20 protein-coding genes, 1 pseudogene and 1 riboswitch are annotated in these 23,947 nt (G+C 42.6%); of the genes and pseudogenes, 17 read left to right on the top strand and 4 right to left on the bottom strand.

Features of this window, described 5'->3' with window-relative positions:
- The first annotated feature begins 96 nt into the window (after nucleotides 1–96).
- From BM126_RS06285 to BM126_RS06295, 3 genes are all read left to right on the top strand, one after another.
- Nucleotides 97–834, top strand: a complete 738-nt coding sequence (locus tag BM126_RS06285; protein WP_090988714.1) for an LPXTG cell wall anchor domain-containing protein — start codon at nucleotides 97–99, stop codon at nucleotides 832–834.
- Between the two features lie 20 nt (nucleotides 835–854).
- Nucleotides 855–1,040 (top strand): hypothetical protein, encoded by a 186-nt coding sequence (locus BM126_RS06290; protein ID WP_090988715.1) that lies wholly within the window; start codon nucleotides 855–857, stop codon nucleotides 1,038–1,040.
- Between the two features lie 201 nt (nucleotides 1,041–1,241).
- Nucleotides 1,242–1,329, top strand: a riboswitch (cyclic di-GMP riboswitch).
- Between the two features lie 28 nt (nucleotides 1,330–1,357).
- Nucleotides 1,358–1,519, top strand: coding sequence for an anti-repressor SinI family protein (locus BM126_RS06295; RefSeq protein WP_141770032.1), 162 nt, complete (start codon nucleotides 1,358–1,360; stop codon nucleotides 1,517–1,519).
- Between the two features lie 114 nt (nucleotides 1,520–1,633).
- Here BM126_RS06295 and BM126_RS06300 read toward each other — a convergent pair whose 3' ends face one another.
- The gene (locus BM126_RS06300) at nucleotides 1,634–1,960 is read right to left on the bottom strand and encodes a helix-turn-helix domain-containing protein (protein WP_071351753.1); all 327 of its coding nucleotides are present in this window, start codon (nucleotides 1,958–1,960) and stop codon (nucleotides 1,634–1,636) included.
- 332 nt (nucleotides 1,961–2,292) lie between these two features.
- Here BM126_RS06300 and secA point away from each other — a divergent pair, with 332 nt between their 5' ends.
- The 8 genes from secA (at nucleotide 2,293) to BM126_RS06340 (ending at nucleotide 11,392) form a co-directional block, all read left to right on the top strand.
- On the top strand, nucleotides 2,293–4,806 hold the full coding sequence (secA, locus tag BM126_RS06305) for a preprotein translocase subunit SecA (protein ID WP_090988717.1): 2,514 nt from the start codon (nucleotides 2,293–2,295) through the stop codon (nucleotides 4,804–4,806).
- 200 nt (nucleotides 4,807–5,006) lie between these two features.
- Nucleotides 5,007–6,105 (top strand): peptide chain release factor 2 gene (gene prfB, locus BM126_RS06310; RefSeq protein ID WP_139194358.1). Its coding sequence is split into 2 segments (ribosomal slippage): nucleotides 5,007–5,078 and nucleotides 5,080–6,105, totalling 1,098 coding nucleotides; the frame shifts between segments, so codons are not numbered across the junction.
- A gap of 494 nt (nucleotides 6,106–6,599) precedes the next feature.
- Entirely contained in the window at nucleotides 6,600–7,463 is an 864-nt protein-coding gene (locus BM126_RS06315) for a YitT family protein (RefSeq protein WP_090988718.1), read from the top strand.
- A gap of 49 nt (nucleotides 7,464–7,512) precedes the next feature.
- A complete protein-coding gene (gene cccB, locus BM126_RS06320) occupies nucleotides 7,513–7,833 on the top strand; it encodes a cytochrome c551 (RefSeq protein ID WP_071351749.1) in 321 nt (106 codons plus the stop codon).
- 51 nt (nucleotides 7,834–7,884) lie between these two features.
- Complete coding sequence (locus BM126_RS06325; RefSeq protein ID WP_090988719.1) at nucleotides 7,885–8,133, top strand: hypothetical protein; 249 nt, start codon at nucleotides 7,885–7,887, stop codon at nucleotides 8,131–8,133.
- A gap of 185 nt (nucleotides 8,134–8,318) precedes the next feature.
- Nucleotides 8,319–9,005, top strand: a complete 687-nt coding sequence (gene ftsE / locus BM126_RS06330; protein WP_090988720.1) for a cell division ATP-binding protein FtsE — start codon at nucleotides 8,319–8,321, stop codon at nucleotides 9,003–9,005.
- Nucleotides 8,995–9,888 carry a permease-like cell division protein FtsX gene (gene ftsX, locus BM126_RS06335; protein ID WP_090988721.1) on the top strand — a complete coding sequence of 298 codons (894 nt, stop codon included), beginning with the start codon at nucleotides 8,995–8,997 and terminating at the stop codon, nucleotides 9,886–9,888. The genes ftsE and ftsX overlap by 11 nt, the downstream gene beginning before the upstream one ends.
- A gap of 121 nt (nucleotides 9,889–10,009) precedes the next feature.
- Nucleotides 10,010–11,392: a murein hydrolase activator EnvC family protein gene (locus BM126_RS06340; protein WP_256212995.1), complete on the top strand. Its 1,383-nt coding sequence runs from the start codon at nucleotides 10,010–10,012 to the stop codon at nucleotides 11,390–11,392.
- Nucleotides 11,393–11,430: 38 nt separating this feature from the next.
- Here BM126_RS06340 and BM126_RS06345 read toward each other — a convergent pair whose 3' ends face one another.
- Together BM126_RS06345 and BM126_RS06350 are read right to left on the bottom strand one after the other, a co-directional pair.
- Nucleotides 11,431–12,474 carry a serine hydrolase domain-containing protein gene (locus BM126_RS06345; RefSeq protein ID WP_090988723.1) on the bottom strand — a complete coding sequence of 348 codons (1,044 nt, stop codon included), beginning with the start codon at nucleotides 12,472–12,474 and terminating at the stop codon, nucleotides 11,431–11,433.
- 478 nt (nucleotides 12,475–12,952) lie between these two features.
- Nucleotides 12,953–13,987: a permease gene (locus tag BM126_RS06350; protein WP_371261421.1), complete on the bottom strand. Its 1,035-nt coding sequence runs from the start codon at nucleotides 13,985–13,987 to the stop codon at nucleotides 12,953–12,955.
- Nucleotides 13,988–14,274: 287 nt separating this feature from the next.
- Between BM126_RS06350 and selD the strand changes: the two genes are divergently transcribed.
- The 5 genes and pseudogenes from selD to BM126_RS06375 all read left to right on the top strand — a co-directional run bounded on the left by selD (nucleotide 14,275) and on the right by BM126_RS06375 (nucleotide 20,039).
- Nucleotides 14,275–15,318 carry a selenide, water dikinase SelD gene (gene selD, locus BM126_RS06355; RefSeq protein WP_090988725.1) on the top strand — a complete coding sequence of 348 codons (1,044 nt, stop codon included), beginning with the start codon at nucleotides 14,275–14,277 and terminating at the stop codon, nucleotides 15,316–15,318.
- A 28-nt stretch (nucleotides 15,319–15,346) separates the two neighbouring features.
- Nucleotides 15,347–16,393 carry a tRNA 2-selenouridine(34) synthase MnmH gene (mnmH, locus tag BM126_RS06360; protein WP_090988726.1) on the top strand — a complete coding sequence of 349 codons (1,047 nt, stop codon included), beginning with the start codon at nucleotides 15,347–15,349 and terminating at the stop codon, nucleotides 16,391–16,393.
- Nucleotides 16,394–16,523: 130 nt separating this feature from the next.
- Nucleotides 16,524–17,571: pseudogene (locus tag BM126_RS06365) on the top strand (IS1595 family transposase).
- A 227-nt stretch (nucleotides 17,572–17,798) separates the two neighbouring features.
- A complete protein-coding gene (locus BM126_RS06370; RefSeq protein ID WP_090988727.1) occupies nucleotides 17,799–18,173 on the top strand; it encodes a hypothetical protein in 375 nt (124 codons plus the stop codon).
- Nucleotides 18,174–18,581: 408 nt separating this feature from the next.
- Nucleotides 18,582–20,039: a S41 family peptidase gene (locus BM126_RS06375; protein ID WP_090988728.1), complete on the top strand. Its 1,458-nt coding sequence runs from the start codon at nucleotides 18,582–18,584 to the stop codon at nucleotides 20,037–20,039.
- Between the two features lie 39 nt (nucleotides 20,040–20,078).
- Here BM126_RS06375 and BM126_RS06380 read toward each other — a convergent pair whose 3' ends face one another.
- Nucleotides 20,079–21,422 carry an amino acid permease gene (locus tag BM126_RS06380; RefSeq protein WP_090988729.1) on the bottom strand — a complete coding sequence of 448 codons (1,344 nt, stop codon included), beginning with the start codon at nucleotides 21,420–21,422 and terminating at the stop codon, nucleotides 20,079–20,081.
- A gap of 391 nt (nucleotides 21,423–21,813) precedes the next feature.
- Here BM126_RS06380 and BM126_RS06385 point away from each other — a divergent pair, with 391 nt between their 5' ends.
- Nucleotides 21,814–23,055 carry a PDZ domain-containing protein gene (locus tag BM126_RS06385; RefSeq protein ID WP_256212996.1) on the top strand — a complete coding sequence of 414 codons (1,242 nt, stop codon included), beginning with the start codon at nucleotides 21,814–21,816 and terminating at the stop codon, nucleotides 23,053–23,055.
- Nucleotides 23,056–23,947 lie beyond the last annotated feature (892 nt).

A 23,947-nucleotide genomic window follows, 5' to 3' on the forward strand; every position in this document is an offset into this window, starting at 1 on the left:
GAAATAGTTAAATAAAGGCGGGAAATCTATTCCCGCCTTTATTTAAATTAATTGTGATGCTGATTTAAAACTACATGGTGATTGCGGGGTAATGCCGTGCATAATAAGAGGCTATTGGCAAAGCCTGTTTTGATTGTTGCTGCTTTATTGGTGATATACAGCTTTATCTACCCAAGTGTCTCGGAAGCGTCGGAGCAGGAAATTGATATTGCAACAAGCCCTGATCAATTTTTATTTAAGGTAGGCAACTTAAAGCCAGGTGACTGGATGCCTCGTGAAATTACCATTAGCAACGAGGGGAAAAGGGATTTTAATTATTATTCTTTTGTTGAAAAAAAGCATTCGGAAAAAGAGTTATTTGAAAACCTGACATTATCCGTTCAAGACAAGAATAATCATTTCTTATACAAAGGGAAGTTAGCTGATTTTAAGGGATTTCCTCCCCGCTTCTTAAAAAGCGGCAAATCAGAAACTTTGCTATTTACCGTCAAGATGCCAGATGAGCTTGGGAATGAGTTCCAGGGTTCTGCGGCAGCAGCTCTATTTAAATTTTATGCTGAAGAGCCGGATTCCGTTGTAACACCGCCGCCAGGAGATAACAATGATCCAGGTACGCCTCCGGATCAAACAGGCAGCAATCCCGGGCAGCCTGGAAGCATACCTGAACAGCCGCAAAATGCGGATACAAAGCACACTGACCATAACCAAACAGGAGAAAAGCTTCCGGATACAGCAACTGATACTTATAACATCCTGCTGGCTGGAGTATTTCTGACCCTTTCAGGCGGCACATTGCTTATTCTGCAGAAACGTAAAAAACGAGAACGGCATTAAATAATAGAGGAGTTGTCAGTATGTACCGGAAAAATTGCTATAAATGCCACAGGCCTTCTTTTAGCAGTGCGGGTGATGGCCAATGGATATGCCCTGTCTGCGGGGCTGACTTAACGGATCAAAAGCTGTTTCAGGCTGTTTCAATAGAAAATAGCCAGCATAAATATGAATCTGTTAAAAAAAGCTACTCGTCAGGAAATAAATAAAGAAAAAAACTCTATTTTCGACATGAAGTGCAGCTGCTTCTGCCATAGGCACATTTCCATCCTTCTAAAAAATGCGGTTTGTTAAAATTTAGTATAAAATGTAAATAAATAGTTGGGAAATTCCTGAAATAATCGACAAGAAACAGCATAGGTTAACCTGCTTAACTATTATAATAAGAAAACTAGCTGATTTTATATGAATGCAGAAAAAGGCAAACCTATTGAAAGATAGGGACGCAAAGTCACGGGTCTAAGGGTGGAATAATGCTATGGCGGCCGGTCTGCCTGAAATACAAAGGTATTTTGGGAGGTTAATGATGGGAAAGACTGTATTGGATCTAGAGTGGGTTGAATTAATTAAGGAAGCTAAATTAATTGGAATTAACAAGGACGAAATCAGGCAATTTCTCTTATCAAAGCAATCATTATTCAATCAGGGCGGACCAGAGACTTGTAAAAATACATATAGGGAAAGCTGATGTAATTTGAAAGCCCTTAAACAAACGGCCATATTGCCGGTTGTTTAAGGGCTTTGTCTTGGTGAATTCTTTCTAGTACATACTTAATTTGCTTTTAGTTCTTGCTTATGATTACTATTCATCTTCTTTTTTCAATCTCCACTTGTTGAATTCAATGAACTCACGGAACTGGTCTTTGGTCACTCCAGAATCCATGGCTTCCTGAATGATGTTCAGCCAGTCGGCATCCAGGTTTTCGGTGTCAGGCTCATCATGCAAAAGTGAATCTACCGGCACCCCTAGCACAGCAGATATTTTTTCAAGAAATTGAATAGAGGGGTTTGTTTGCAGGTTTCTTTCGAGTGAGCTTAAATATGATTTGGCTACTCCTGCTTTGTCAGCGAGCTCTGTCATGGACATTTTTCTTTTTTCTCTTAAATTTTTCACGCGGATTCCGATCATGTCACCACATCCTGAAACTTTTTCTTTATTTATCATATATATGTTATTTAATCTAGTCTATTTACATTTTACCAGCAATTATGCTATATAATCCATCTTTTCTTCAAATACAGTAAGTTGTACCTGCCATATAGAAATGGTAATATAAATTGTGGGCCTATTAGGCAGTTTTTTTGTAAAGCAGCCTATAAGAACGGCTGTTAAGAAACATGCCCATCTTCTATTTAAAATCAAAAATGGCTTGGCTTTACTGCCAGGACAGTTGAAATAACAAATCTATCATTAAGTCAGCAAGTATTATTGATTCTATCGATAAAGAGGAGCGTTAATGAATGCTTAATATATTAAACAAAGTATTTGATCCAAATAAACGTGATGTAAAGAGGCTTCAGCGGATAGCTGATCAAATCGAGGGCCTTGCACAGGAAACGGCTGCTCTCTCTGACAGCGAGCTTAAAGCGAAGACGGAAGAATTCAAGCAGCGCTACCAAAACGGTGAAACGGTGGATGATTTGCTTGTTGAGGCATTTGCTGTTGTGCGTGAAGGGGCCAAGCGTGCCTTGGGGCTTTATCCTTTCCATGTGCAGCTGATGGGGGGGATTTCCCTTCATGACGGAAATATTTCTGAGATGAAAACCGGGGAAGGTAAAACCCTTACCTCCACATTGCCGGTATATCTGAATGCAATCACTGGTAAAGGTGTTCACGTGGTTACGGTCAATGAATACCTGGCCAGCCGTGATGCTGCCGAAATGGGCAAGCTTTATGAATTCCTCGGCTTGACTGTCGGCTTGAACCTAAATGGCTTATCACAGGAAGAAAAGCAGGAAGCGTACCAGGCAGACATCACCTACAGCACGAATAATGAGCTTGGCTTCGATTATCTTCGCGATAACATGGTGCTGTATAAAGAGCAAATGGTTCAGCGTCCGCTTCATTATGCAGTCATCGATGAAGTTGACTCCATCCTGATTGATGAAGCGCGTACACCGCTCATCATTTCCGGTTCAGCGCAAAAATCAACCGCCCTGTATATCCAGGCGAACGCTTTTGTGAGAACGCTGGTAAAGGATACTCATTATTCGTATGATGAAAAAACAAAAGGTGTCCAGCTTACGGAAGAAGGAATCAACCGCGCTGAGTCAGCCTTCAATATTGATAACCTGTTCGATATCAATCATATTACCTTGAACCATCATATTAACCAGGCATTAAAGGCCCATGTAACCATGCACCTAGATGTCGACTATGTGGTGCAGGAAGGCGAAATTGTCATTGTTGACCAATTTACCGGCCGTTTAATGAAGGGCCGCCGCTACAGTGAAGGGCTGCACCAGGCTATTGAAGCAAAAGAAGGCCTGGAAATCCAGAACGAAAGCATGACTCTTGCGACAATCACGTTCCAAAACTACTTCCGTATGTATGAAAAGCTTTCCGGAATGACTGGTACAGCTAAAACGGAAGAAGAGGAATTCCGTAATATTTATAATATGAATGTTATTGTCATACCGACAAACCGCGACATTGTCCGTGATGACCGTGCAGATTTGATTTATGCTTCCATGGACGGCAAGTTCAGGGCAGTTGTCGAGGATATTGCGGTGCGCCATCAAAAAGGGCAGCCGATACTTGTCGGTACAGTTGCCATTGAAACATCAGAAATCATTTCAAATTACTTGGCTAAAAAAGGCATCCGCCACGATGTCCTGAATGCGAAGAATCATGAGCGTGAAGCGGAAATTATTGCGAATGCCGGCGAGCAAGGTGCTGTTACAATTGCTACAAACATGGCAGGACGCGGTACTGACATTAAGCTTGGTGAAGGCGTGAAGGAATTGGGCGGCCTTGCAGTCATTGGTACGGAACGCCATGAAAGCAGGCGTATCGATAACCAGCTGCGCGGACGTTCAGGTCGCCAGGGAGATCCGGGTGTTACACAATTTTATCTATCAATGGAAGATGAATTGATGCGCAGGTTCGGATCTGACAATATGAAAAATATGATGACACGCCTTGGCATGGATGATACCCAGCCGATACAGAGCAAAATGGTATCAAGAGCGGTGGAATCAGCACAAAAACGTGTTGAAGGAAATAACTTCGATGCCCGTAAACAGCTGCTTCAATATGATGACGTGCTTCGCCAGCAGCGTGAAATCATCTACAGACAGCGTTTTGATGTCCTTGACAGCGAAAATCTCCGCAGTATAGCAGAAAACATGATCAGCTCTTCTATCCATAGGGCGGTTGCCGCATTCGGCACGTTCGGTGAAGAAGAAGAATCATTGAATACTGCTGGAATCGTTGACTATGTGAATGCAAATCTTCTAAGTGAAGGCGACATTACAGAGGAAGATCTGAAAGGCAAGGATACAGAAGAAATTTCTGAGTGGCTTTTTGAACAAGTGAAAGTGCGCTATGATGAAAAAGAAGAGCTGCTTTCTTCTGAGCAAATGCGCGAGTTCGAGAAGGTTATCGTGCTTCGTGCTGTTGACAGCAAATGGATGGACCATATCGATGCGATGGAACAGCTTCGCCAGGGAATCCATCTTCGCGCATATGGCCAGATCGATCCATTGCGTGAGTACCAGCAGGAAGGCTTCGCAATGTTCGAAGAAATGATTGCGTCCATTGAGGATGAAGTGACTCAATACATCATGAAAGCGGAAATCCAGAACAACCTGGAGCGCCAGGAAGTGATCAAAGGACATGCCGTGAATCCTAAAGAAGATGGAGAAACGGTTAAGAAAAAGCCTGTCCGAAGCAAATCCGATACTGGCCGCAATGCTCCGTGCCCTTGCGGAAGCGGAAAGAAATATAAAAATTGCCACGGCGCTATGGAATAATAGCATCTAATCCGGGCATATAGTACAGACCTGTCATGAAAGAGGCTGGGCAGCTTCCGGTGCCGCCTCTTTTCGTGCGTTTTGATTAGAGTTTGCTTATCGGCCGTTTTTTGCATATAGTTATCTAGAAATGAACGTGCACGTTTTTAAAATGAAGAATATCCTTTTATAAAGGATTTACTACTTATGAGGTGAAGAATATGGAATTGTCAGATATTAGAAATGAGCTTGAAAAAACCGCGGGACGTTTAGCGGACTTTAGGGGGTCTCTTTGACTTAGAAGAAAAGGAAGCCCGAATTGCAGAACTTGATAATGTCATGACAGATCCTGATTTCTGGAATGACCAGCAAAAAGCGCAAACAGTCATTAATGAAGCGAATGCGCTGAAAGAACAGGTGAATCAGCTTTCAGAACTCAATGAGTCCTATGAAAACCTGGATTTGACGTATGAACTTGTGAAAGAAGAAAGTGATGCAGAGCTTCAGGCTGAGCTTGAGCAGGAAATCATGGAGCTTTCTCAGAAAATGAATGACTTTGAGCTTCAGCTTTTATTAAGCGAAGAATATGATAAGAAAAATGCAATCCTTGAATTGCATCCGGGAGCTGGCGGAACCGAGTCACAGGACTGGGGCTCCATGCTGCTTCGCATGTACACCCGCTGGGGCGAAAAGCGCGGCTTCAAGGTGGAGACGCTGGATTATCTTCCTGGCGACGAAGCGGGAATCAAGAGCGTTACTCTCTTAATTAAGGGACATAATGCTTATGGATACCTGAAGGCGGAAAAGGGGGTGCATCGATTGGTGCGTATTTCACCTTTCGATTCATCGGGCCGCCGCCACACATCCTTTGTTTCCTGTGATGTTATGCCGGAATTCGATGATAATATCGAAATTGAAATCCGTACGGAAGATTTGAAGATCGATACGTACCGTGCGAGCGGCGCGGGCGGGCAGCATATTAATACAACCGATTCAGCCGTCCGGATTACCCATCTGCCGACAAATACGGTTGTTACCTGCCAGTCCGAGCGTTCACAGATTAAAAACCGCGCCCAGGCGATGACGATGCTGAAGTCTAAGCTTTATCAGCGTGAAATTGAAGAACAGCAGGCACAGCTTGATGAAATCCGCGGCGAGAAAGACGAAATTGGCTGGGGAAGCCAGATTCGCTCATACGTATTCCATCCATATTCCATGGTGAAGGATCACCGCACAAGCACAGAAACAGGTAACGTCCAGGCTGTTATGGACGGAGACATTGATGTTTTCATCGATTCTTACCTTCGTTCAAAGCTATAAGAAATATAAAAGTCCAGGCTCGCAGAAGCACATTTTTGTGCATTTGCAAGTCTGGATTTTTTTTATGGGCAAACTGTTGAATACCGTTATATTGCATTTCTTCAACGCTTTATCAGAGTGCCATTTACATACCTAAGCAGGGAATGCTATACTTCTTCTGTTCTTTTTCTTTTTTTACAATAATGTTAAAAAGCAGGAAATGTTTGAAAACAGCAATCTTTAATAAGGGCTGTTTTCGTAAACTTTGTTGCTATAGAACAAAGTGTTGATTTCCGCTACAGGTTGCTCCGCTTTCCGCGGGGCGTGCGCTGAGCCTCCTCGACTTGCGTCTGCGGGGTCTCACCTGTCACGCAGATTCCGCAGGAGTCTTCGCACCTTTCGCTCCAATCAACCTGCGTAATCAATAGTTTGCCTAGAGAACTTATTAAGTAACAATAGTTTTTAAGAAAACAATCTTAATAAGAGATAAAAACATGATTTTCAAGGAGGATACGATGAAAAAGAGATACAGAGATCCAAAGCATCCGCTGGCCGATAAACTGACTGAATATCTATTGGTGCTGATTGGTGCTGGAATTGTGGCGATTGCCTTTAACGTGTTTTTATTGCCGAATCACATTGCTTCCGGCGGAGTGAGCGGTATCAGTACCATATTGAATGCAAAGCTCGGCTGGGAGCCTGCGTATGTGCAATGGGCCTTTAACTTGCCGCTTTTCATTGCGGGCCTGCTGCTGCTTGGCATGCAGTTCGGTGTGAAAACACTTGTCGGCACGGTCTTTTTGCCGTTTGTCGTGTTTTTGACGAAGAACTGGGAGCCATGGACACATGATGCCCTTCTTGGTTCGATTTGCGGAGGGCTGGGTGTAGGGCTCGGCCTTGGGATAGTCTTCAGGGGGAAGGCATCTACAGGCGGAACAGATCTTGCCGCGCAAATCATCCATAAGTATACACATTTTTCCCTTGGAGCCTGTGTAGCTATCATTGATGGATTGATTGTTTTGAGTGCGGCGATTGTTTTTGATATAGAAAAAGGGCTATATGCCCTGATTGGATTATATGTAACAAGCAAGACTATTGATTTGGTGCAGATCGGGCTGAAGCGTTCCAGAATGGTGCTGATCATCACGACCCGCGAGCATGAGGTAAGCAAGGCCATTCTTACTGAAGTGGACCGCGGAGTAACCAAGCTTTCCGGAGTGGGCGGCTATACGGAAGACTCACGGCCGATTCTTATGTGCGTGATTGATCAATCGGAGTTCACTAAATTGAAACAAATCGTCCAAGCCGCTGATCCCAGGGCGTTTGTCATTGTCACTGATGCTTCTGAGGTATTGGGCGAGGGTTTTAATCACGCTTAGAGCTGGTATAATAAAGGTATACTTGCAAGTTGGTTTAGGAGGAAATGTTTTGAAGAAAAAGCTATTTGCCTTATTGGCAGGAACATCAATCGTTCTTGCAGCCTGCGGCGGCGGAAATGACAGCAGCAAAAACGATACTTCCAGTGCGGGTGCAGGGGATGCAGCGAAAATTTTTGAAAATAAATGCTCTGCATGCCATGGACAGAACCTGGAGGGAGCAGTGGGGCCAAACCTTACGAAAATCGGCTCCAAGCTTACAACAGATCAGATTAAGAAAACAATAGCGAACGGAAAAGGCAACATGCCGGCAGAGCTTATCACCGGCAAAGATGCTGACAAAGTCGCAGAGTGGCTTTCAAAGAAAAAATAAGCAAAAGCGCAGGCTCCCCCTGAAATAAATAAGGGTGCCGCGCTTTTTTTTATGGGACAAACTGCCCCCAGCTGTTTAGAGCTGTCTATTAGTGCAATCACAAAATTGAGGGCAAGAAAGAGGACGCCAATTGGAATTATAGCGGGCACTATATCAGGTATGATCGTCTGCAGCAGGACTGCAAGGGGAAAATCATTTAAATATCCAGCGGAATTCTATGCTGAAGAGATGGGAGACGCATGGCCCAAGCCTTTTTTCCTCGTTATTAAAATTCAGAATATTTCAATCCCAATGAAATGAAACTGTAACATTTTTATTCTTATTTTGACAAATTTTGATGTTATAATGTTTCTGTGCTTCATAAACAGGGTAATACCTGTTATTTTTTCGCATTTTTATTCCAAAGCTTGTCGAAAAAATGCAGTATCCTTAAAAGTGGAAATACAATAGGTTATGAAATACATAGCTAATTAGGTGGTTTTTAAATGATTGAAATGACAGACGTCTCGAAAACTTACCCTAATGGCGTGACTGCTATTAGCGGACTCAATGTAAAAATTAAGCAAGCTGAATTTGTGTATGTGGTAGGGCCGAGCGGTGCTGGCAAATCTACCTTTATAAAGATGATGTATCGTGAAGAAAAACCTACAAAAGGCAATATCATTGTAAATGGCCTCAGCCTTCCAAAGCTCCGTAATGCAAAGGTGCCTCTTTTCCGAAGAAATATCGGAATGGTCTTCCAGGATTTCAAATTGCTGCAAACCCTAACTATTTATGAAAATGTGGCATTCGCCATGGAAGTTATTGAAAAGCATCCTGACGAAATCAAGCGCCGTGTAATGGAAGTGCTCAATCTTGTCGGTTTGAAGCACAAAGTAAGAATGCTTCCTGCTGAGTTATCAGGTGGAGAGCAGCAGAGGGTTGCGATTGCCCGTTCGATTGTCAACTCGCCTAAAGTGGTGATTGCAGATGAGCCGACTGGTAACCTGGATCCCGAAACATCATGGGAAATCATGAATATTTTCGAAGAAATCAATAAGCGCGGAACGACAGTCGTCATGGCGACTCACAATAAAGATATTGTAAACAACATGAAGCATCGTGTAATTGCCATTGAAAATGGGAAAATTGTGCGCGATGAACAGCGGGGTGAATACGGATATGAAATTTAGAACCTTGCGCCGCCACTTCAGAGAAAGCGGAAAAAATCTCGGCCGGAATGGCTGGATGACCTTCGCCTCCATCAGTGCCGTTACCGTTACACTGCTTTTGGTTGGTGTATTCTTTGTCATCATGATGAACTTGAACCATATTGCCGGCAACGTAGAGAAGGATGTTGAAATCAGGGCTCACATTGATACAGCCGCTAATGAACAGGACAAGCAGCTGATCGGCAAAAAAATTGAAAGCATTCCACAGGTAGCGTCCGTTACTTATTCTCCTAAGGAAAAGGAATTGAACAACTTAATAAGCGACCTTGGCGAAAACGGGGATTCATTTAAGCTGTTTAAGCAAAATAACCCGCTTCGTGATGTGTATGTCGTTAAGACAAAATCGCCGAAGGATGTTATCAAGGTAGCGAAAGAAATTGAAGGCTTTAACTATGTCCAGATGGTGAAATATGGACAAGGCTATGTTGAGAAGCTATTTAAAGTAGTCAACATTGCACGAAACATCGGAATCGTCTTAATCATCGGGCTGCTGTTTACAGCAATGTTCCTGATTTCCAATACAATAAAAATTACAATAGTTGCAAGAAGAAAAGAAATCGAGATTATGAGACTGGTAGGGGCAACAAACACCTTCATCAGATGGCCATTCTTCCTTGAAGGATTATGGCTTGGCATTTTAGGCGCTTTGGTGCCGATTGTGCTCATCGGAGTTTCCTATCACTACTTATACGATTATATGAAACCAAGGCTTACGATAAAATTTGTGGATTTGCTGCAGATGAATCCTTTCATATATCAAATCTCTGCTATCCTGATTGTTCTGGGAGCATTGATCGGCATATGGGGAAGCGTCATGTCTGTAAGGAAATTCCTGAAAGTATAGATGGTCTGCAAAGCCTGAAGGGCTTTGCGCCTCTCTTTTAAGGTCCATTAGAGAGAAGCCTTGCTTATAAAAATAGCAGATGGTATCACATCTGAAGGGGAAAGAAAGGGGAACTTGGGAATTGAAAAAGAAATTTATCGCGCTTAATACGACGATCATGCTTGGACTTGGCAGTGTGTTTGCACTTCCGAACGTACATGCGGAATCGATTTCGGATATGAAGCAGAAGCAGCAGGACATACAAGATAAGCGTGCAGGGGTACAATCTGGCATACATAATGCGGAGAAGAAAATCAACCAGCTTCAAGATAAACAGGAAACTGTAGATCAGCAGCTTTCCCGCCTCGAAGCAGCCATTGATGATTCCGTCAAAAAAATTGATGAGAAAAATAGTCAAATCGCTTCTACTAAGGCAGATATTGAAAAGCTAAAAAAAGAGATTGCTGTTTTAAAAGAAAGAATTAAACAAAGAAATCAAGTATTAAAAGAACGTGCTGTATCCTTCCAGGAAAGCGGCGGCGATGTCAGCTATCTTGAAGTAATTCTTGGCTCATCAAGCTTCAGCGATTTTGTGGGCCGTGTTAATGCGGTTGCTACAATTGTAGATGCTGACCAGGAAATCCTTAAGCAAAATGAACAGGATAAAAAAGATCTCGAGGACAAACAGAAGTCTGTAGAAAAGAAATTGGCAGATCTTGAAGGAATGCTGGCAGATCTTAAAAATATGCAATCAAACTTGATCGTGCAGAAAAAACAAAAAACTGTGCTGATGGCACAATTGAAGAAGAAAGAAAGAGATACTGACGAAGAAAGAATGGGCTTGAAGGAAGAATCAGAAACTCTTGCAGCCCAGGAGTCAGCTATTAAAAAAGCAATTGAGCTTGAAAAGACCCGACAGGCAGAGCTTGCTGCAGCAAGGAAGCGTGCAGCTGAAGAAGCGGCAAAACGTGCAGAGGAAGCAAAGAAAGCAGCGGCAGCGGCAGCAGCTTCTCATCATGCGAAAAGAAGCAGTTCAAGCCATAGCTCCAGCCCGGCACCAGCACCTGCTCCAGCTCCAGCTCCAGCTCCAAGTGAGAGCGAGCATCATGATGCACCGGCTGTTTCATCTGGTATGTTCACCCGCCCTAGCGCTGGTGTCGTTACCTCACAGCTTGGATCACGCTGGAACAAGTTCCATGCGGGAATCGATATTGCAGCACCAGGCACAAATCCGGTAGTAGCTGCAGCTGACGGCGTAGTAATCCGGTCATATCTATCAAGCACATACGGAAACTGTGTCATGATCTCCCACTCTATCAATGGCCAGGTGTATACAACGGTTTATGCGCATCTTCGCTCAAGAAATGTCGGCAATGGACAAGTTGTTGCAAAAGGACAGCAAGTCGGCATCATGGGCAACACAGGACACTCAACAGGGCAGCATTTGCACTTTGAACTTCACATCGGACCTTGGAATGTTGGAAAAACAAATGCAGTCAATCCATTAAACTACTTGAATATGTAAGATACAATGAAACCCTGAAAAGCCTGTCAATTGGCCTTTCAGGGTTTTTTGTTTGGATTTTTCGGGCCTATTTTTAATTCTGCTTCGATTCCAGTCATCATCTCAAAAGCTCCCCCCGACTTGTTGGAGCAGACTACGACTTTTGCAGAAGTTTCAGGATAATAAGCAGAATGGAAGCTTACTCCAGGGTCGTACCCCATTACATGGTATTTTAGTACATGATTATCCGTTTTCTTAATCCATATACCATAACCATAGAAGTCACTTTCATTGACTTGAATATGAGCTTTTATTAATGTGCTTGTGTACTCTTCACTTAAAAGCTGAAAGGTAAAAAGCCCCTCCCACAGCTTCTCCATGTCTGCTGTAGTTACAAATGCTCCGCCATCAGCCCCGCCTTTGACAGGTAAGGAATAAATATTTGTCTTCCAAGTACCATCAGGGTGATCGATATATCCTAATGCTGTATTTGGAGGGAGTGAGTCGAATGTAAAATATCCCGAGTCCGTCATGTTAGCTTTTTTGAAAATATAGTCTTGGACATATTCAGAGAACTCAAGCTTTGTTGCCTGTTCAACAATAAGCCCCAATAAAATATAACCCGCATTGTTGTAGTGAAAAGATTGTCCTGCTTGAAATTTCATCCGCTCGTTTTGAAATAATGGAAGGAAATCTTTTAACCTCCTTAATTGATACATAGGATATGTAATCCAAAGTTCCTCGTAGTCTGTCATAACTTCTTCATCAAAGTAATCAGGTATTCCTGAAGTATGTGTCAGCAAATGATGGACAGTTACATCTTTGTCAAAGTACGGAAAATCAATATCCAGACAATCGCTTAATTTTGAATCAAAAGAAACTTTACCTTTTTCTGCGAGCTGACATATGGCAATAGCAGTAAAGAGTTTGCATCCCGATGCTATTCCAAAGCGGGTTGATGAATTGTTTTTTCGCTGTTCAGAACGGTTAGCGTAACCAAAGGATGCATCTAACACCAAATCCTCATCTTTAACTAATACGGTGCCTGAGAAATCATTTTTCCTCTGAATATTTGAAATTACATCAGCCACGTTTACATTCATAGAATTCTCTCCGATTTCATTTTTATAGTTTGCTATTGTACAAGGTATTGATTTCCGCTCCAGGATGCTCGTTTTCCGCGGAGCGAGTGATAAGCCACCTCTGCTTCGCCTGCGGTTAAAAAATTGTTTAAAAAGAACGAAAAGGAATGGTTTTAAACTTCGTATTCTCATTTTACATATAATTCCACTACAGAAGATTGAAAATTACTCTTTTTTTTGAAAAATCGGGCAGTTTTCCTTTTGAAATACTGCTATATGCCTTAATTCTCATCTTTAATTTCCAGTTAAATGGATAATAGTTTCAAATTCGCTTTGATTAGAGCCAATTCTTCCTTGATTCGAGCGAAATCTCTGGTGATTAGAGCCAGATAGCCTCTCATTAGAGCGAATTGGTAAATGAAGGCTGTCGGATTGGAGATTGAGCAGCATTTTTGGCGCAAAAAAAAGCAGCTCCGTTAAAGGAACTGCTTTTTAATAGTTATAGAATTAACATGCCGGCGAGTCCGCTCAATATGCCTAGAACGACAACGGACGAAACGACAAACAGAAGTACTTTCTTTGGAAAAGATCTTCCGACGATCAATAGTGATGGCAGGCTAATTGCAGGCAATGTGACAAGCAATGCAGCAGCAGGTCCGCCGCCAAGCCCGAATGACATCAATGTTTGGATGATCGGAATTTCAGCAGCTGTTGGAATGACGAACAGCATGCCTGTGATCGCAAAGCCTATGACTGCCAGAATTCCTACAGCAGCTGCACCGCTCAGGTTAGGGAACAGCCAGACACTGACAAATCCAAGCAGCAGTACAGACAGGATATATGCAGGCACAATATAAAGCAGCATAGTCCCTAAAGCCTTGGCCCAGCGTGTAAAGAATGAGCCTGTTGGCTGGTTTTCCTCGGTATGGGAGATTACTTGTTCCATATCCAGAGGCTTTGTATCTTTAGCAAAACGGTTTGCAAGGTAGCTGACACCGAATGTCAGAATCAGCCCGAAAAACAGGCGGATCAGCGTGAATTTCCATGATAGAACGAAGGTCATGAAAATTAGTGTAGCAGGATTGATTGTGGGATTGCCCAGCCAAAATGCAAGACTTGCCCCCACTGATACATTTTTCTTCCGCAGGCCGACAGCCATCGGAGCGGCGCAGCATGTGCACATCATTCCTGGAACGGCAGCCAGACCAGCAATTGCTGTGCTTCCAAAGGATGTTTTGCCAAGTACCTTAAGAAGCCAGTGCGCAGGCAGCAGAACCTGAATAAGAGACCCCAGCAGGATTCCAAGTACAGCAGCCTTCCAGACAGAATTGAAATAGGTTACAGCATAACTCCAGGCAGCATGCCATGATGGAGTGGATGAAGCATGTTCCCCCAGTATGGATGGGCCGATGGAATGAGTGGCGGCAGCCAGAAATGTTTTCTGGTAATAAGGCCACCATTTTACATACGATAGACCGGCAGCAGCGATTATTAGAAAGATAACAAGGAATATAGCAGCTTTTTTGCCGCTCATAGATTCCTGTTGAACCGAGTGATTTGATGCGTGAGCCATGAGTTGCCTCCTTTTAGTATAAATCCAATTTTTAATTATAGCACAAAGAGGAAATCTGTATAGATATTTCAGCCTGAAGAAATAATGGATATCAGCTGGACCACAGGAAATAATGTTTGCTGGAGGGGGGTTTTTTACCCCCGGACTAATGCAATCCCTGCTGACGAAAGTTCTGCTTTATGAAATTTTTCGGAATGTGTTTTATAATAAGAAGTAAACAGTCTTCATAATAGAAAGGTAGATGTCTTATGACACAATCAATAAAACTTACTTCATTATCAACAAAAGGGGGATGCGGCTGTAAAATCGGGCCGGCAGACTTAGCACAAGTTATCCGCATGCTTCCGCCGGCTGCCCCGGATCCTAACCTTCTTGTAGGATTGGATACGAGCGATGATGCAGGAGTTTACCGCCTTAACGATGAAATGGCTCTTGTTCAAACGCTTGATTTCTTTACGCCAATCGTAGATGATCCTTATTCATTCGGACAGGTAGCTGCAGCGAATGCCATCAGTGATATTTATGCCATGGGAGGCAAACCGCTGACTGCCCTTAATATCGTGGCATTTCCAATTGCTGTACTTGAAAAGGAGATTTTGGCAGATATCTTGCGCGGTGCTGCTGATAAGCTGAAGGAAGCAGGAGCAACACTCGTGGGCGGACACTCGATTGAAGATAAAGAGCCGAAATTCGGACTTGCGGTTACAGGTCTCGTACATCCGGATAAAATCCGTGCGAATACTGGAGCAAAGCCTGGCGACAAGCTGATCCTGACTAAGCCAATTGGAGTCGGCATCCTGACATCTTCCATTAAAAAAGGCCTGCTTTCTGATGAAGAAATTGAACGGGTAACTGCAGTTATGGCTACACTGAATAAAACAGCGGCTGAAACCATGGAATCGTATGATGTTCATGCCTGTACCGACGTGACTGGATTTGGCCTGCTTGGACATTCATCTGAAATGGCAAAAGGAAGCAGTGCCGGACTCCGTATTTTCAGCGATCAGGTACCAGTACTTGAGCGTGCGAGAGAGCTTGCTGAAAAAGGTGTGATCCCGGGCGGAACAAGAAACAATTTTGCACACCTGGAGGGTTCTGTGACATTCCCTGAAGCAATGGATGACATTGATCAATTGATTTTGTGTGATGCTGTTACTTCAGGAGGCCTGCTGATTTCGGTTTCAGGTGAAGAAGCAGAAGCACTGTTTGGGGAATTGAAGTCTGCGGGTGTTGAAGCGGCAATCATCGGTGAAGTTACTGAAGAAAATCCGGGACATATAACAGTTATATAAGTAGAAGCAGTGAAAGGCGGAGAATAATTTGTTCCAGGATATTACTGTAGATGAGTTGTTGAAGCTGCAGGAAAAAAAAGAATTGATGCTTGTGGATGTACGGTCTCCTTCTGAATATAGAGATTCTACCATACCCGGAAGTTTGAATATCCCGCTGTTTAATGATGCGGAAAGAGCAGAAATCGGCACCATTTATAAACAGGACAGCACAGAATCGGCAAAAAAGCGCGGACTTGAAATTGTGTCCGCTAAGCTGCCTGAATTTATCAGGGAGTTTCAGCAAATAGATGCGAATAAGGCAGTCTTTTGCTGGCGCGGAGGAATGCGCAGCAAAACCTCTGCCACTGTCCTCGACCTCATGGGCATCCGGACATACCGTCTGCAGGGCGGTGTCAGGGCGTACCGCAAATGGGTCGTGGAAAACCTTGAACATATCGACTTCAAGCCGGAGGCATACGTGCTGAATGGCTATACAGGTTCAGGGAAAACCCTTATCCTCCAGCAGCTCCGGGAAAAAGGATTTCCGGTGCTGGACCTTGAAGGAATGGCCAGCCACAGAGGCTCGATTTTCGGGCAGATTGGTTTGCGCCCCAATAATCAAAAAACCTTTGAATCTCTTTTGCTTCAGGACCTGATGGCCTACAAAGATTCACCGTATGTATTATTTGAAGCGGAAAGCAAGAGAATCGGCAAAGTGGTGCTTCCTCCATTTTTTATTGAAAAGAAAGAGCAGGGAATGCAGATTTTCATCGATATGCCAATGGAAGAAAGAGTCCGTCATATCCTTGATGATTACAAGCCTTGGGAGCATAAAGAAGACTGCATAGAGGCCTACGAGAAAATCAGGAACCGGATTCACACTCCGGTTGCTGCTGAAATTGCGGCTAATCTCGAAGCGGAGGATTATGCATCTGCTGTAAGGCTGCTGCTGGAATTCTACTATGATCCGCGCTATGAGCATACAGCAAAGCAGTTTCCAGAAGAGCGCAGAATCACCATCTCCGTAAAAAATGCAGAAGAAGCGGCTGAAACCATTCAGGAAATCCTGATTGGGCAAAAAGCCAATATCAAGTAAACATCACGGTCTGGCCAAGTGCCAGGCTGTTTTTTTGTTTTTATTTAAGGATCTGTTAAAGTCTGTTGTTGATAATTCGATTTACGGAAACTTATGTTCAATAATGGGGTTAACTATATAAAAGTTGGTGATGAACGTGAGAGCAATTGATATTCTTAAAGCCATTCAAAAACTATATCCAGCTGAAAAACAACGACTACGAGAGTATTTAATTGATGCACTTACTGCATCTTCTTCGACAGGAACTGTTCTGCAAGAAATAGCTGAACGCAAAAATAAGAGCGGTTATCATTGTCCTGACTGTGAATCAGAACATATCGTTCGGTATGGCACATACTCACGATTGTTGATGGCGATGAAGTAGGAAAGCAACGTTATCGCTGTAAAGCGTGTAAAAAGACATTTACTGACCTAACAAATACTGCTCTATATCGAACACGCCATCTCAATCAATGGATTAAATTCATCGAATGTATGATAGAGGGATATTCTCTGCGTAAATCTGCTGAATTAGTTGGTAATGTTACTCACATTACATTGTTTTACTGGAGGCCCAAACTCTTATCATCATTAAAACAAATGGAAATATCTAATTTTGAAGGTATCGTTGAAATGGACGAGACCTATTTTCTATACTCAGAAAAAGGACAAAGAAAGATAAAAGACAGAAAACCCCGCTAACGTGGAGGTTCTGCTAAGAAACGGGACATAAGCAACGAACAAGTTTGTGTCTTAGTCGCAAGAGACCATGAAAAGATGACTTTTTCGCAAACATTGGGAATGGGTCGATTAACAAAAGAGCAGTTAGACAAGGCTATCGGACATAAACTTTCAAATGAAAATGTTTTATGCACCGATTCTTGCGTTCCTTTAAAACATATACTGCTGAAAAAGGGATGGATATTTATCAATTCAAGTCTGATGGTAAGGTTCGCACAAAGGGTCTATACCATATCCAGAACGTTAACAATTATCACCGAAGGCGTAAAGGGTGGATACAACGTTTTAATGGAGTTGCAACTAAATATCTGAATAATTACCTTGCTTGGTTTCAGGTGTTAGAATCCATTCAACATCAAAGGAATCCTATTAATATGAATGACTTGATGATTAAAGGGAATTTAATACAAAATATGGTAAAAAATGATACAATTAGGTTATCTAAATTCACGATATAAATGTTACTGCTTGTTCAACACGGGCAGTTTAGTTCCACAAGAATACCTAGCCGAAGTTTTTGCTCTGTTTAAGAATAATGGTGATTTTTGATAACGCTTCGAAATCTTACTTTCAGTTACCTGTCAGATGGTAAGAGAAATAGGAATAGTATATTACTGGATTAATAAAATTGAAACAGGAAGAAAAATGAGGTGATTTTATTTTAGAAAAACTCAGGAAAATTAATATGAAAACTGCTGTATTTATGGGAATTATTTTTTACACTTTGACTATCTTAATCCACTTTCTTATTATAAGCAAAAGTATTCCATTCACATGGGTTAATGGTGGAAGGTCTGAATCATTCGCTGAACAGCTGCCAATATCTGTTATAAATATCGTTATTTCTATTATTGGAGTAGTTTTTACGTTGATTGTTGGTAGAATTAAACTATATAAATACAAAAGAGGAATAACCGTTATAAGTTGGTTTTTTGTTGTACTTTGGTCTTTTGGATTTATACAACAATTGTTTGGAACACCTTTTGAAAAAATGGTTTGTTCGTTAGTATTGCTTATTGGAGTTATCTCGAACTTGCGTATGGCGATTGAAAAAAAATAGATGTAACTATTTAATTAATAAGTTTGTGAACAATTACACTTAAACAAGCAAATATTATAAAAATGGAACTTTCACAAATTGGGAACTTCCATTTTTATAAGTAATATCAATATTAAACTTTAACAGAGCCTTATCTTAAAAAATTGTAGGACTCAGCGTACTTGTCTTTGTTCATTTAAACAAGGCGCTTCCGCACTTTATGTAATCCAGCTTCAGCGCCTAGCCTCTCGAGGTCATAAGCCACGCAAGAAAAGAAGGCAAAGAGCGCCTTCTTATTCTTACGCGTCTTATGCTGGTCGAGGCTTTCGAGGCGCTTGCGCACTTTTATTCATATTCTGGACAGGCTTTTCATATAGTGAATTACACTAGATGTGGGGTCTGACCCCATTGATTGAAAAGGGGATTATTATGGCTAAAAAATGGGCTCTTCCTCTGGCGATTGCCGTTTCGTTATCTGCTGGGGCCGGCGGGGGTTATCTGGCGAGTTCGAAGTTTGGGAATCAGCAGGATTACAGCGGAACCAATGGGATCAATACGAATGAAGCGCGTGACCGGTCGGGTTTTGGGAAAACCGAAGAGTGGACAAAGCTTGAGCAGGCATATGAGCTGATTCAAAGCCAATACGTAGAAAAGGTCGGCAATAAGCAGCTGATAGAAGGTGCCATTACTGGAATGCTGTCTTCCCTGAAGGATCCTTATTCTGTTTATATGGACAAGGAAACGGCCAAGCAGTTCAATGAAGCGCTGGATAGCACGTTCGAAGGTATTGGAACAGAAATCGGCATGGAGGACGGACATATTGTCATTGTCTCTCCTTATAAAGATTCTCCTGCAGAGAAGGCTGGCCTTAAACCGAAGGATCAGCTTTTAAAGGTGGATGGAAAAAGTGTGGAAGATATGGATTTATATAAAACACGTCTCCTTATACGCGGCAAAAAGGGAACCAGTGTTAGCCTCGAGATAAAGAGGGCTGGCATATCCCGACCTCTTACAATGGATATTGTCCGTGATGAAATTCCGCTTGAGACGGTGTTTTCCTCTATAAAAAAGGTACACGGAGAGAAAATCGGGTATATTGAGCTGTCTTCTTTCTCTGAACATACGTCCGAGGATTTCAAGAAGCAGCTGGGGGCAATGGAAAAGAAAAAAATAGAGGGTCTTGTCATTGATGTACGCGGTAATCCAGGAGGGCTTTTGACAAGTGTGGAAAGCATCCTCGGGGAATTCATTCCGAAGGATAAAGCGTATCTTCAAATCGAGCAGCGTGACGGGGAAACACAGTCTTATTACACAAAGCTGAAGGAAGAAAAAAATTATCCGATTGCAGTTTTAACGGATAAAGGAAGTGCTTCTGCAGCTGAAATCCTGGCAGGAGCAATGGAGGAAGCTGGCGGATATGCACTGATCGGAGAAAAAACATTCGGGAAAGGGACCGTCCAACAGCCTGTACCCATGGGGGATGGCAGCAATATCAAGCTTACTTTATTCAAATGGCTGACTCCTGAGGGACACTGGATCCATAAAAAAGGCATCGAGCCGACGATTGAGGTCCATCAGCCCCAGTATTTCAATTCACAGCCGCTTAATATCGAGCAGCCGCTTAAATTGGACAGCAATGATGAACAAGTTGGCCATGCCCAGAGAATTCTACGCGGTTTGGGGTTCGAACCGGGACGGGAGGATGGCTATTTTGACGAAAAAACGGAAATTGCCGTTAAGGCTTTTCAGCAGCATGAAGGTATAGAGGCGACAGGAGAGCTGGATAAGAAGACCGCTGCCCATATGGAAGCTGGCATTATCGAAAAAATCAAGAATGAAAACAATGATATCCAGCTGCAGACGGCACTGAAGTATGTAGCTGAATAGAAATAAGGCCCGGGAACATGCTCCCGGGCCTTGGGTTTGTTATGCTCTATTCCTTTGTTTTATGATAAAGGATGCAAATGTCAGGATAAACAGGATAATCAGGCATACAAAGGTTCCAACTGCATTCTGGCTGCTCAGAATGAATGAGCAGAAAATGAAGGAAAGAGAAAGAATCGCGAATATGGATGGCAGCGGATGCCACAAAACCTTAAATGACGGCTTCTCCGGATACTCGCTGCGGAGCTTCAGCTGTGCAGCAAGTATGGCGATCCACAATAAAAGGACCGTAAAGCCAGGAATGGTCATCATATAGCTTATTATTTGTTCTGGTGCGAGGTATGCAAGAAATACGCCTGCTCCAATGAATAGACCTGTCAGAGAAATTCCGAAAACCGGTACAGAGCTTTTTGTTGTCCGAGAAAGGAACCGCGGTGCTTCCCCAGTTTGTGACATGGAGAATAATGTTCTTGATGTCGCGTATATCCCTGAATTGGCAGCAGAAAGAACAGCTGTCAGCAATACGAAATTCATGATGCCTGCAGCTCCCGGAAGCCCGGATGTGCTGAATACCTGCACAAAAGGAGAACCGGCAGAGGATACCTTATCCCAAGGCATAATTCCGCAAATGATCAAAATAGGCAGCACGTAAAAGAGGATGACTCTCCACACGGTTCCTTTGATAATCTTTGGCAGGACACGATGTGCATCTTTTGTTTCCGTCACAGCCACACCAATCAGTTCTGCTCCCCCGTAAGAAAATACAACCACTAAGAAGGCACTGAGAATTCCGTTTGCACCGTGGGGGAAGAAACCTCCATGTGCGGTATAGTTGGTAAAAGGATGATCAGGCGAGCCTGGAAATAATCCGAATAAGATGCATGCTCCTAATATGATAAAAGCAATTAGTGCGATAATTTTGATGCCGGCAAACCAAAATTCAAATTCACCGTAATTTTTGACTGAAGTCAAATTGATCCCGATAATCAAAGCTCCGCATACCAGGGCGAGCAGCCACAGCGGCAGAGACGGGAACCAATACTGTAAAAAAGAGCCGGCTGCCAATAATTCAACAATAGTAACGATGATCCAGTTAATCCAGTACAGCCAGCCAGCGATAAAGGATACTTGAGATCCGAACGCATGATGAATCAATTTCTGTACATTCATATCCGGAAAAACCATCGCCATCTCCCCGAGAGCTGCCATAACGATAAACAGCAGAAGCCCCCCGATTAAATATGCGATGATGACGCTGGGTCCTGCAAGATTCAATGTATCTGAACTGCCTTTGAAAATCCCTGTGCCAATCATACCTGCCAATGCTATTAACTGCACATGCCTCGATAATAGGCCTCTATTTAACACTTGCTCATGCTTCTTCATGATGTGACAACCTTTCTCTCAAAATAGTAAACAATCTCAAATGATTGCATGAATTTACGCTTAAACGCTTTTAAGCACTAAAGTAACATTTATAAATATAGCACAAATCAGCGAAATCCTCAAATTGCTTTTATAAAGGCTCTTTTCTTGAAGATTGTTTTTTTTATGAGTGCTGTGAGGCGGTCCCATTGGTAAATCGGGTTGATTGGAGCATAAGGTGCGAGACTCCTGCGGGATTTGCGGGAAGGTGAGACCCCGCATGCGAAGACGAGGAGGCTCACCGCCCGCCCCGGGGAAAGCGAGCATCCTGGAGCGGAAATCGAAAGAAGAAGGCAGTACATATATTCCGAATAGGCAGGATACCGGCATTTTGTTAAAATAGAACATAGCCATGTGTACATGCATCGTGATTAAGATTGAGAAGGATGGTGAAGAGGAATTGAGGGAAGATTGGCTTATAGCATGCTTGCAGGGAATAGTGAAAATCTTTCAGCATCCTGTTTTATATATTGCTGTTTTAGTGAGTCTATTAACAGGATATCTCCGTGTGAAAAGAGAGAGAAAGGATTTTCATGTCCGCATTTTTGATGTGTCACAGGAATTGCGCTATCTTTTTCCGCAGGGAATAGTATGGGGATTGATATTGTCCCTTGTTGCCCTGGGATGCGGTATTGTCATCCCGGAGGCATCCGTAATATTGATTGCTTTCATTACCATCGTGCTCGCGGCAACGACAAAGTTCAGGCTGCTTTCGCCTGCATACAGCATTGGTCTGGCATTTTTAGGCCTGTTTTTTATCTACGACCAAAATGTTTCGGTTCCTTATTTTCATGAAGCATTTTCCGCAATGGGCCAGTCGAAATATCCGTCTCTTGCTGTGCTGCTGGGCCTCCTTTTAATAAGTGAAGGATTTTTAATTGGAAGGAGTGCCATTAGACGGCCTTCTCCCAAACGGGCAGTCTCGAAGCGCGGGCAGACAGTTGGTGTATATGTATCACGCAGAGTCTGGCTGATTCCGATGTTTGTCCTTATTCCAGGAGGGAACCTGCCGGCAACCTTTGACTGGTATCCCGTTTTTTCCATCGGCTCAGCACACATTATGCCGATTGTGCTTCCATTTCTGCTCGGCTTTTCGCAAAAAGTCCGAGGTATGCTCCCATACATGGCCATCAAGGCTCACGGTAGGCAGGTTGTGCTCTTGGGAGTGATTGTCACACTGATTGCAGCCGGGAGCACATGGTACCCGAATTTGTCTATCATTTCAGTTGTGCTGGCGATGCTTGGCCGGGAGCTGATTTCCTACCTCGTAAAAACTTCAGATGCGAAGAGGTCATTTTACTTTTCCCCGAGCAAGCTTGGTGTCCGGATCCTGGGTGTTATACCAGGTACTCCAGCTGATAAAATGGGACTTGAAATGGGAGAAATCATCAGCAAAGTGAATGGTGTGACAGCCGGAAACGAACTGGAGTTTTATGCAGCACTTCAAAAAAACCGTGCCTACTGCAAGCTTGAGGTTATCGGCAATAATGGAGAAATCCGCTTTGCTCAAAAAGCCCTCTATGAGGGAGAACACCATGAGCTCGGCATTCTATTCACTGAGGCCGCAGACAGTGACAGCGGAAAAGCGGTATAAATTTGTAAGTTTTCAATAGCGGTGATATTTCACCTGCATTTTCAGAGAAAACATCCTATCTTTTATAATATAGAATGAAGACAAACCCCTTTTCCAAAGGTTATTTGTGGAAAAAGGGTTTTTTTCTTTTGCGGCACCATATTTATTGGCTCTTTTCATAATAACTACTTTATGCAGATGAGCTAGTAACTATAAAAAAACGCCTCAAACATCTATCTTTTATAGATGTGATTTTTTGAATCATCCACCGATTAATTTATTAAGATACCAAAATCAGTATAAAAATTATGGGCCGGTAATCCATAAACTATATATAGATCTGAAAAAGTTAAAACATAACAATATTTATTTTCTATTCCAATCTTACTTTTTTCTCTTTACCAAACCGCGCTCTCTGTCGATATAAGAAAAAAGAATGATGGAAAGAATTTTTCTAGGCATAGGGGGTATATGAATTTGTTTTTACGCAACATAAACATTGGGGCGAAATATTTTATAGTTTTTGCGTTAGTGGCGTTAACCTTTATTGGCAGTATTGTTTTTACATTCTTATTGCTGCAGAAAACAAAGGATGCGATGGGAACGTCACAGCAGAAAAATGATGTCGCTATCTATTCAGCCGAACTTGTAACGCTTTTTGAGAAAAAGTACATACAAATTCCGCAATATCTGATTTTAACAGATGAAAAGCTTTTAGAGGAATACTTAGATGACAGTAAAAAATTTGTTAGTGTGGCAAAAAATCTGCAGCAGAAGCTGAATGATAAAGAGCAGATTTCTTTGTTCAATCAAATCATCAAAAATAATAATGAATTAGACCAGTACTTTTTCAGCACAATGGTTCCTAGGGTCAAGGAATTTAAATCAAATGATTTCAAGGATTTACAGCAGG

Source organism: Bacillus sp. OV322 (assembly GCF_900112495.1).
In the GTDB taxonomy this organism is placed as follows: domain Bacteria; phylum Bacillota; class Bacilli; order Bacillales; family DSM-1321; genus Peribacillus.

What these genes read in the sequence shown, in the direction of transcription:
- BM126_RS06290 (WP_090988715.1), top strand. Translation starts at nt 855, where the DNA reads ATGTACCGGAAAAATTGCTATAAATGCCACAGGCCTTCTTTTAGCAGT.
- BM126_RS06295 (WP_141770032.1), top strand. Translation starts at nt 1,358, where the DNA reads ATGGGAAAGACTGTATTGGATCTAGAGTGGGTTGAATTAATTAAGGAA.
- BM126_RS06300 (WP_071351753.1), bottom strand. Translation starts at nt 1,960, where the DNA reads ATGATCGGAATCCGCGTGAAAAATTTAAGAGAAAAAAGAAAAATGTCC.
- secA (WP_090988717.1), top strand. Translation starts at nt 2,293, where the DNA reads ATGCTTAATATATTAAACAAAGTATTTGATCCAAATAAACGTGATGTA.
- BM126_RS06315 (WP_090988718.1), top strand. Translation starts at nt 6,600, where the DNA reads ATGAAAAAGAGATACAGAGATCCAAAGCATCCGCTGGCCGATAAACTG.
- BM126_RS06325 (WP_090988719.1), top strand. Translation starts at nt 7,885, where the DNA reads ATGGGACAAACTGCCCCCAGCTGTTTAGAGCTGTCTATTAGTGCAATC.
- ftsE (WP_090988720.1), top strand. Translation starts at nt 8,319, where the DNA reads ATGATTGAAATGACAGACGTCTCGAAAACTTACCCTAATGGCGTGACT.
- ftsX (WP_090988721.1), top strand. Translation starts at nt 8,995, where the DNA reads ATGAAATTTAGAACCTTGCGCCGCCACTTCAGAGAAAGCGGAAAAAAT.
- BM126_RS06345 (WP_090988723.1), bottom strand. Translation starts at nt 12,474, where the DNA reads ATGAATGTAAACGTGGCTGATGTAATTTCAAATATTCAGAGGAAAAAT.
- BM126_RS06350 (WP_371261421.1), bottom strand. Translation starts at nt 13,987, where the DNA reads ATGAGCGGCAAAAAAGCTGCTATATTCCTTGTTATCTTTCTAATAATC.
- selD (WP_090988725.1), top strand. Translation starts at nt 14,275, where the DNA reads ATGACACAATCAATAAAACTTACTTCATTATCAACAAAAGGGGGATGC.
- BM126_RS06370 (WP_090988727.1), top strand. Translation starts at nt 17,799, where the DNA reads ATGAAAACTGCTGTATTTATGGGAATTATTTTTTACACTTTGACTATC.
- BM126_RS06375 (WP_090988728.1), top strand. Translation starts at nt 18,582, where the DNA reads ATGGCTAAAAAATGGGCTCTTCCTCTGGCGATTGCCGTTTCGTTATCT.
- BM126_RS06380 (WP_090988729.1), bottom strand. Translation starts at nt 21,422, where the DNA reads ATGAAGAAGCATGAGCAAGTGTTAAATAGAGGCCTATTATCGAGGCAT.
- BM126_RS06385 (WP_256212996.1), top strand. Translation starts at nt 21,814, where the DNA reads ATGTGTACATGCATCGTGATTAAGATTGAGAAGGATGGTGAAGAGGAA.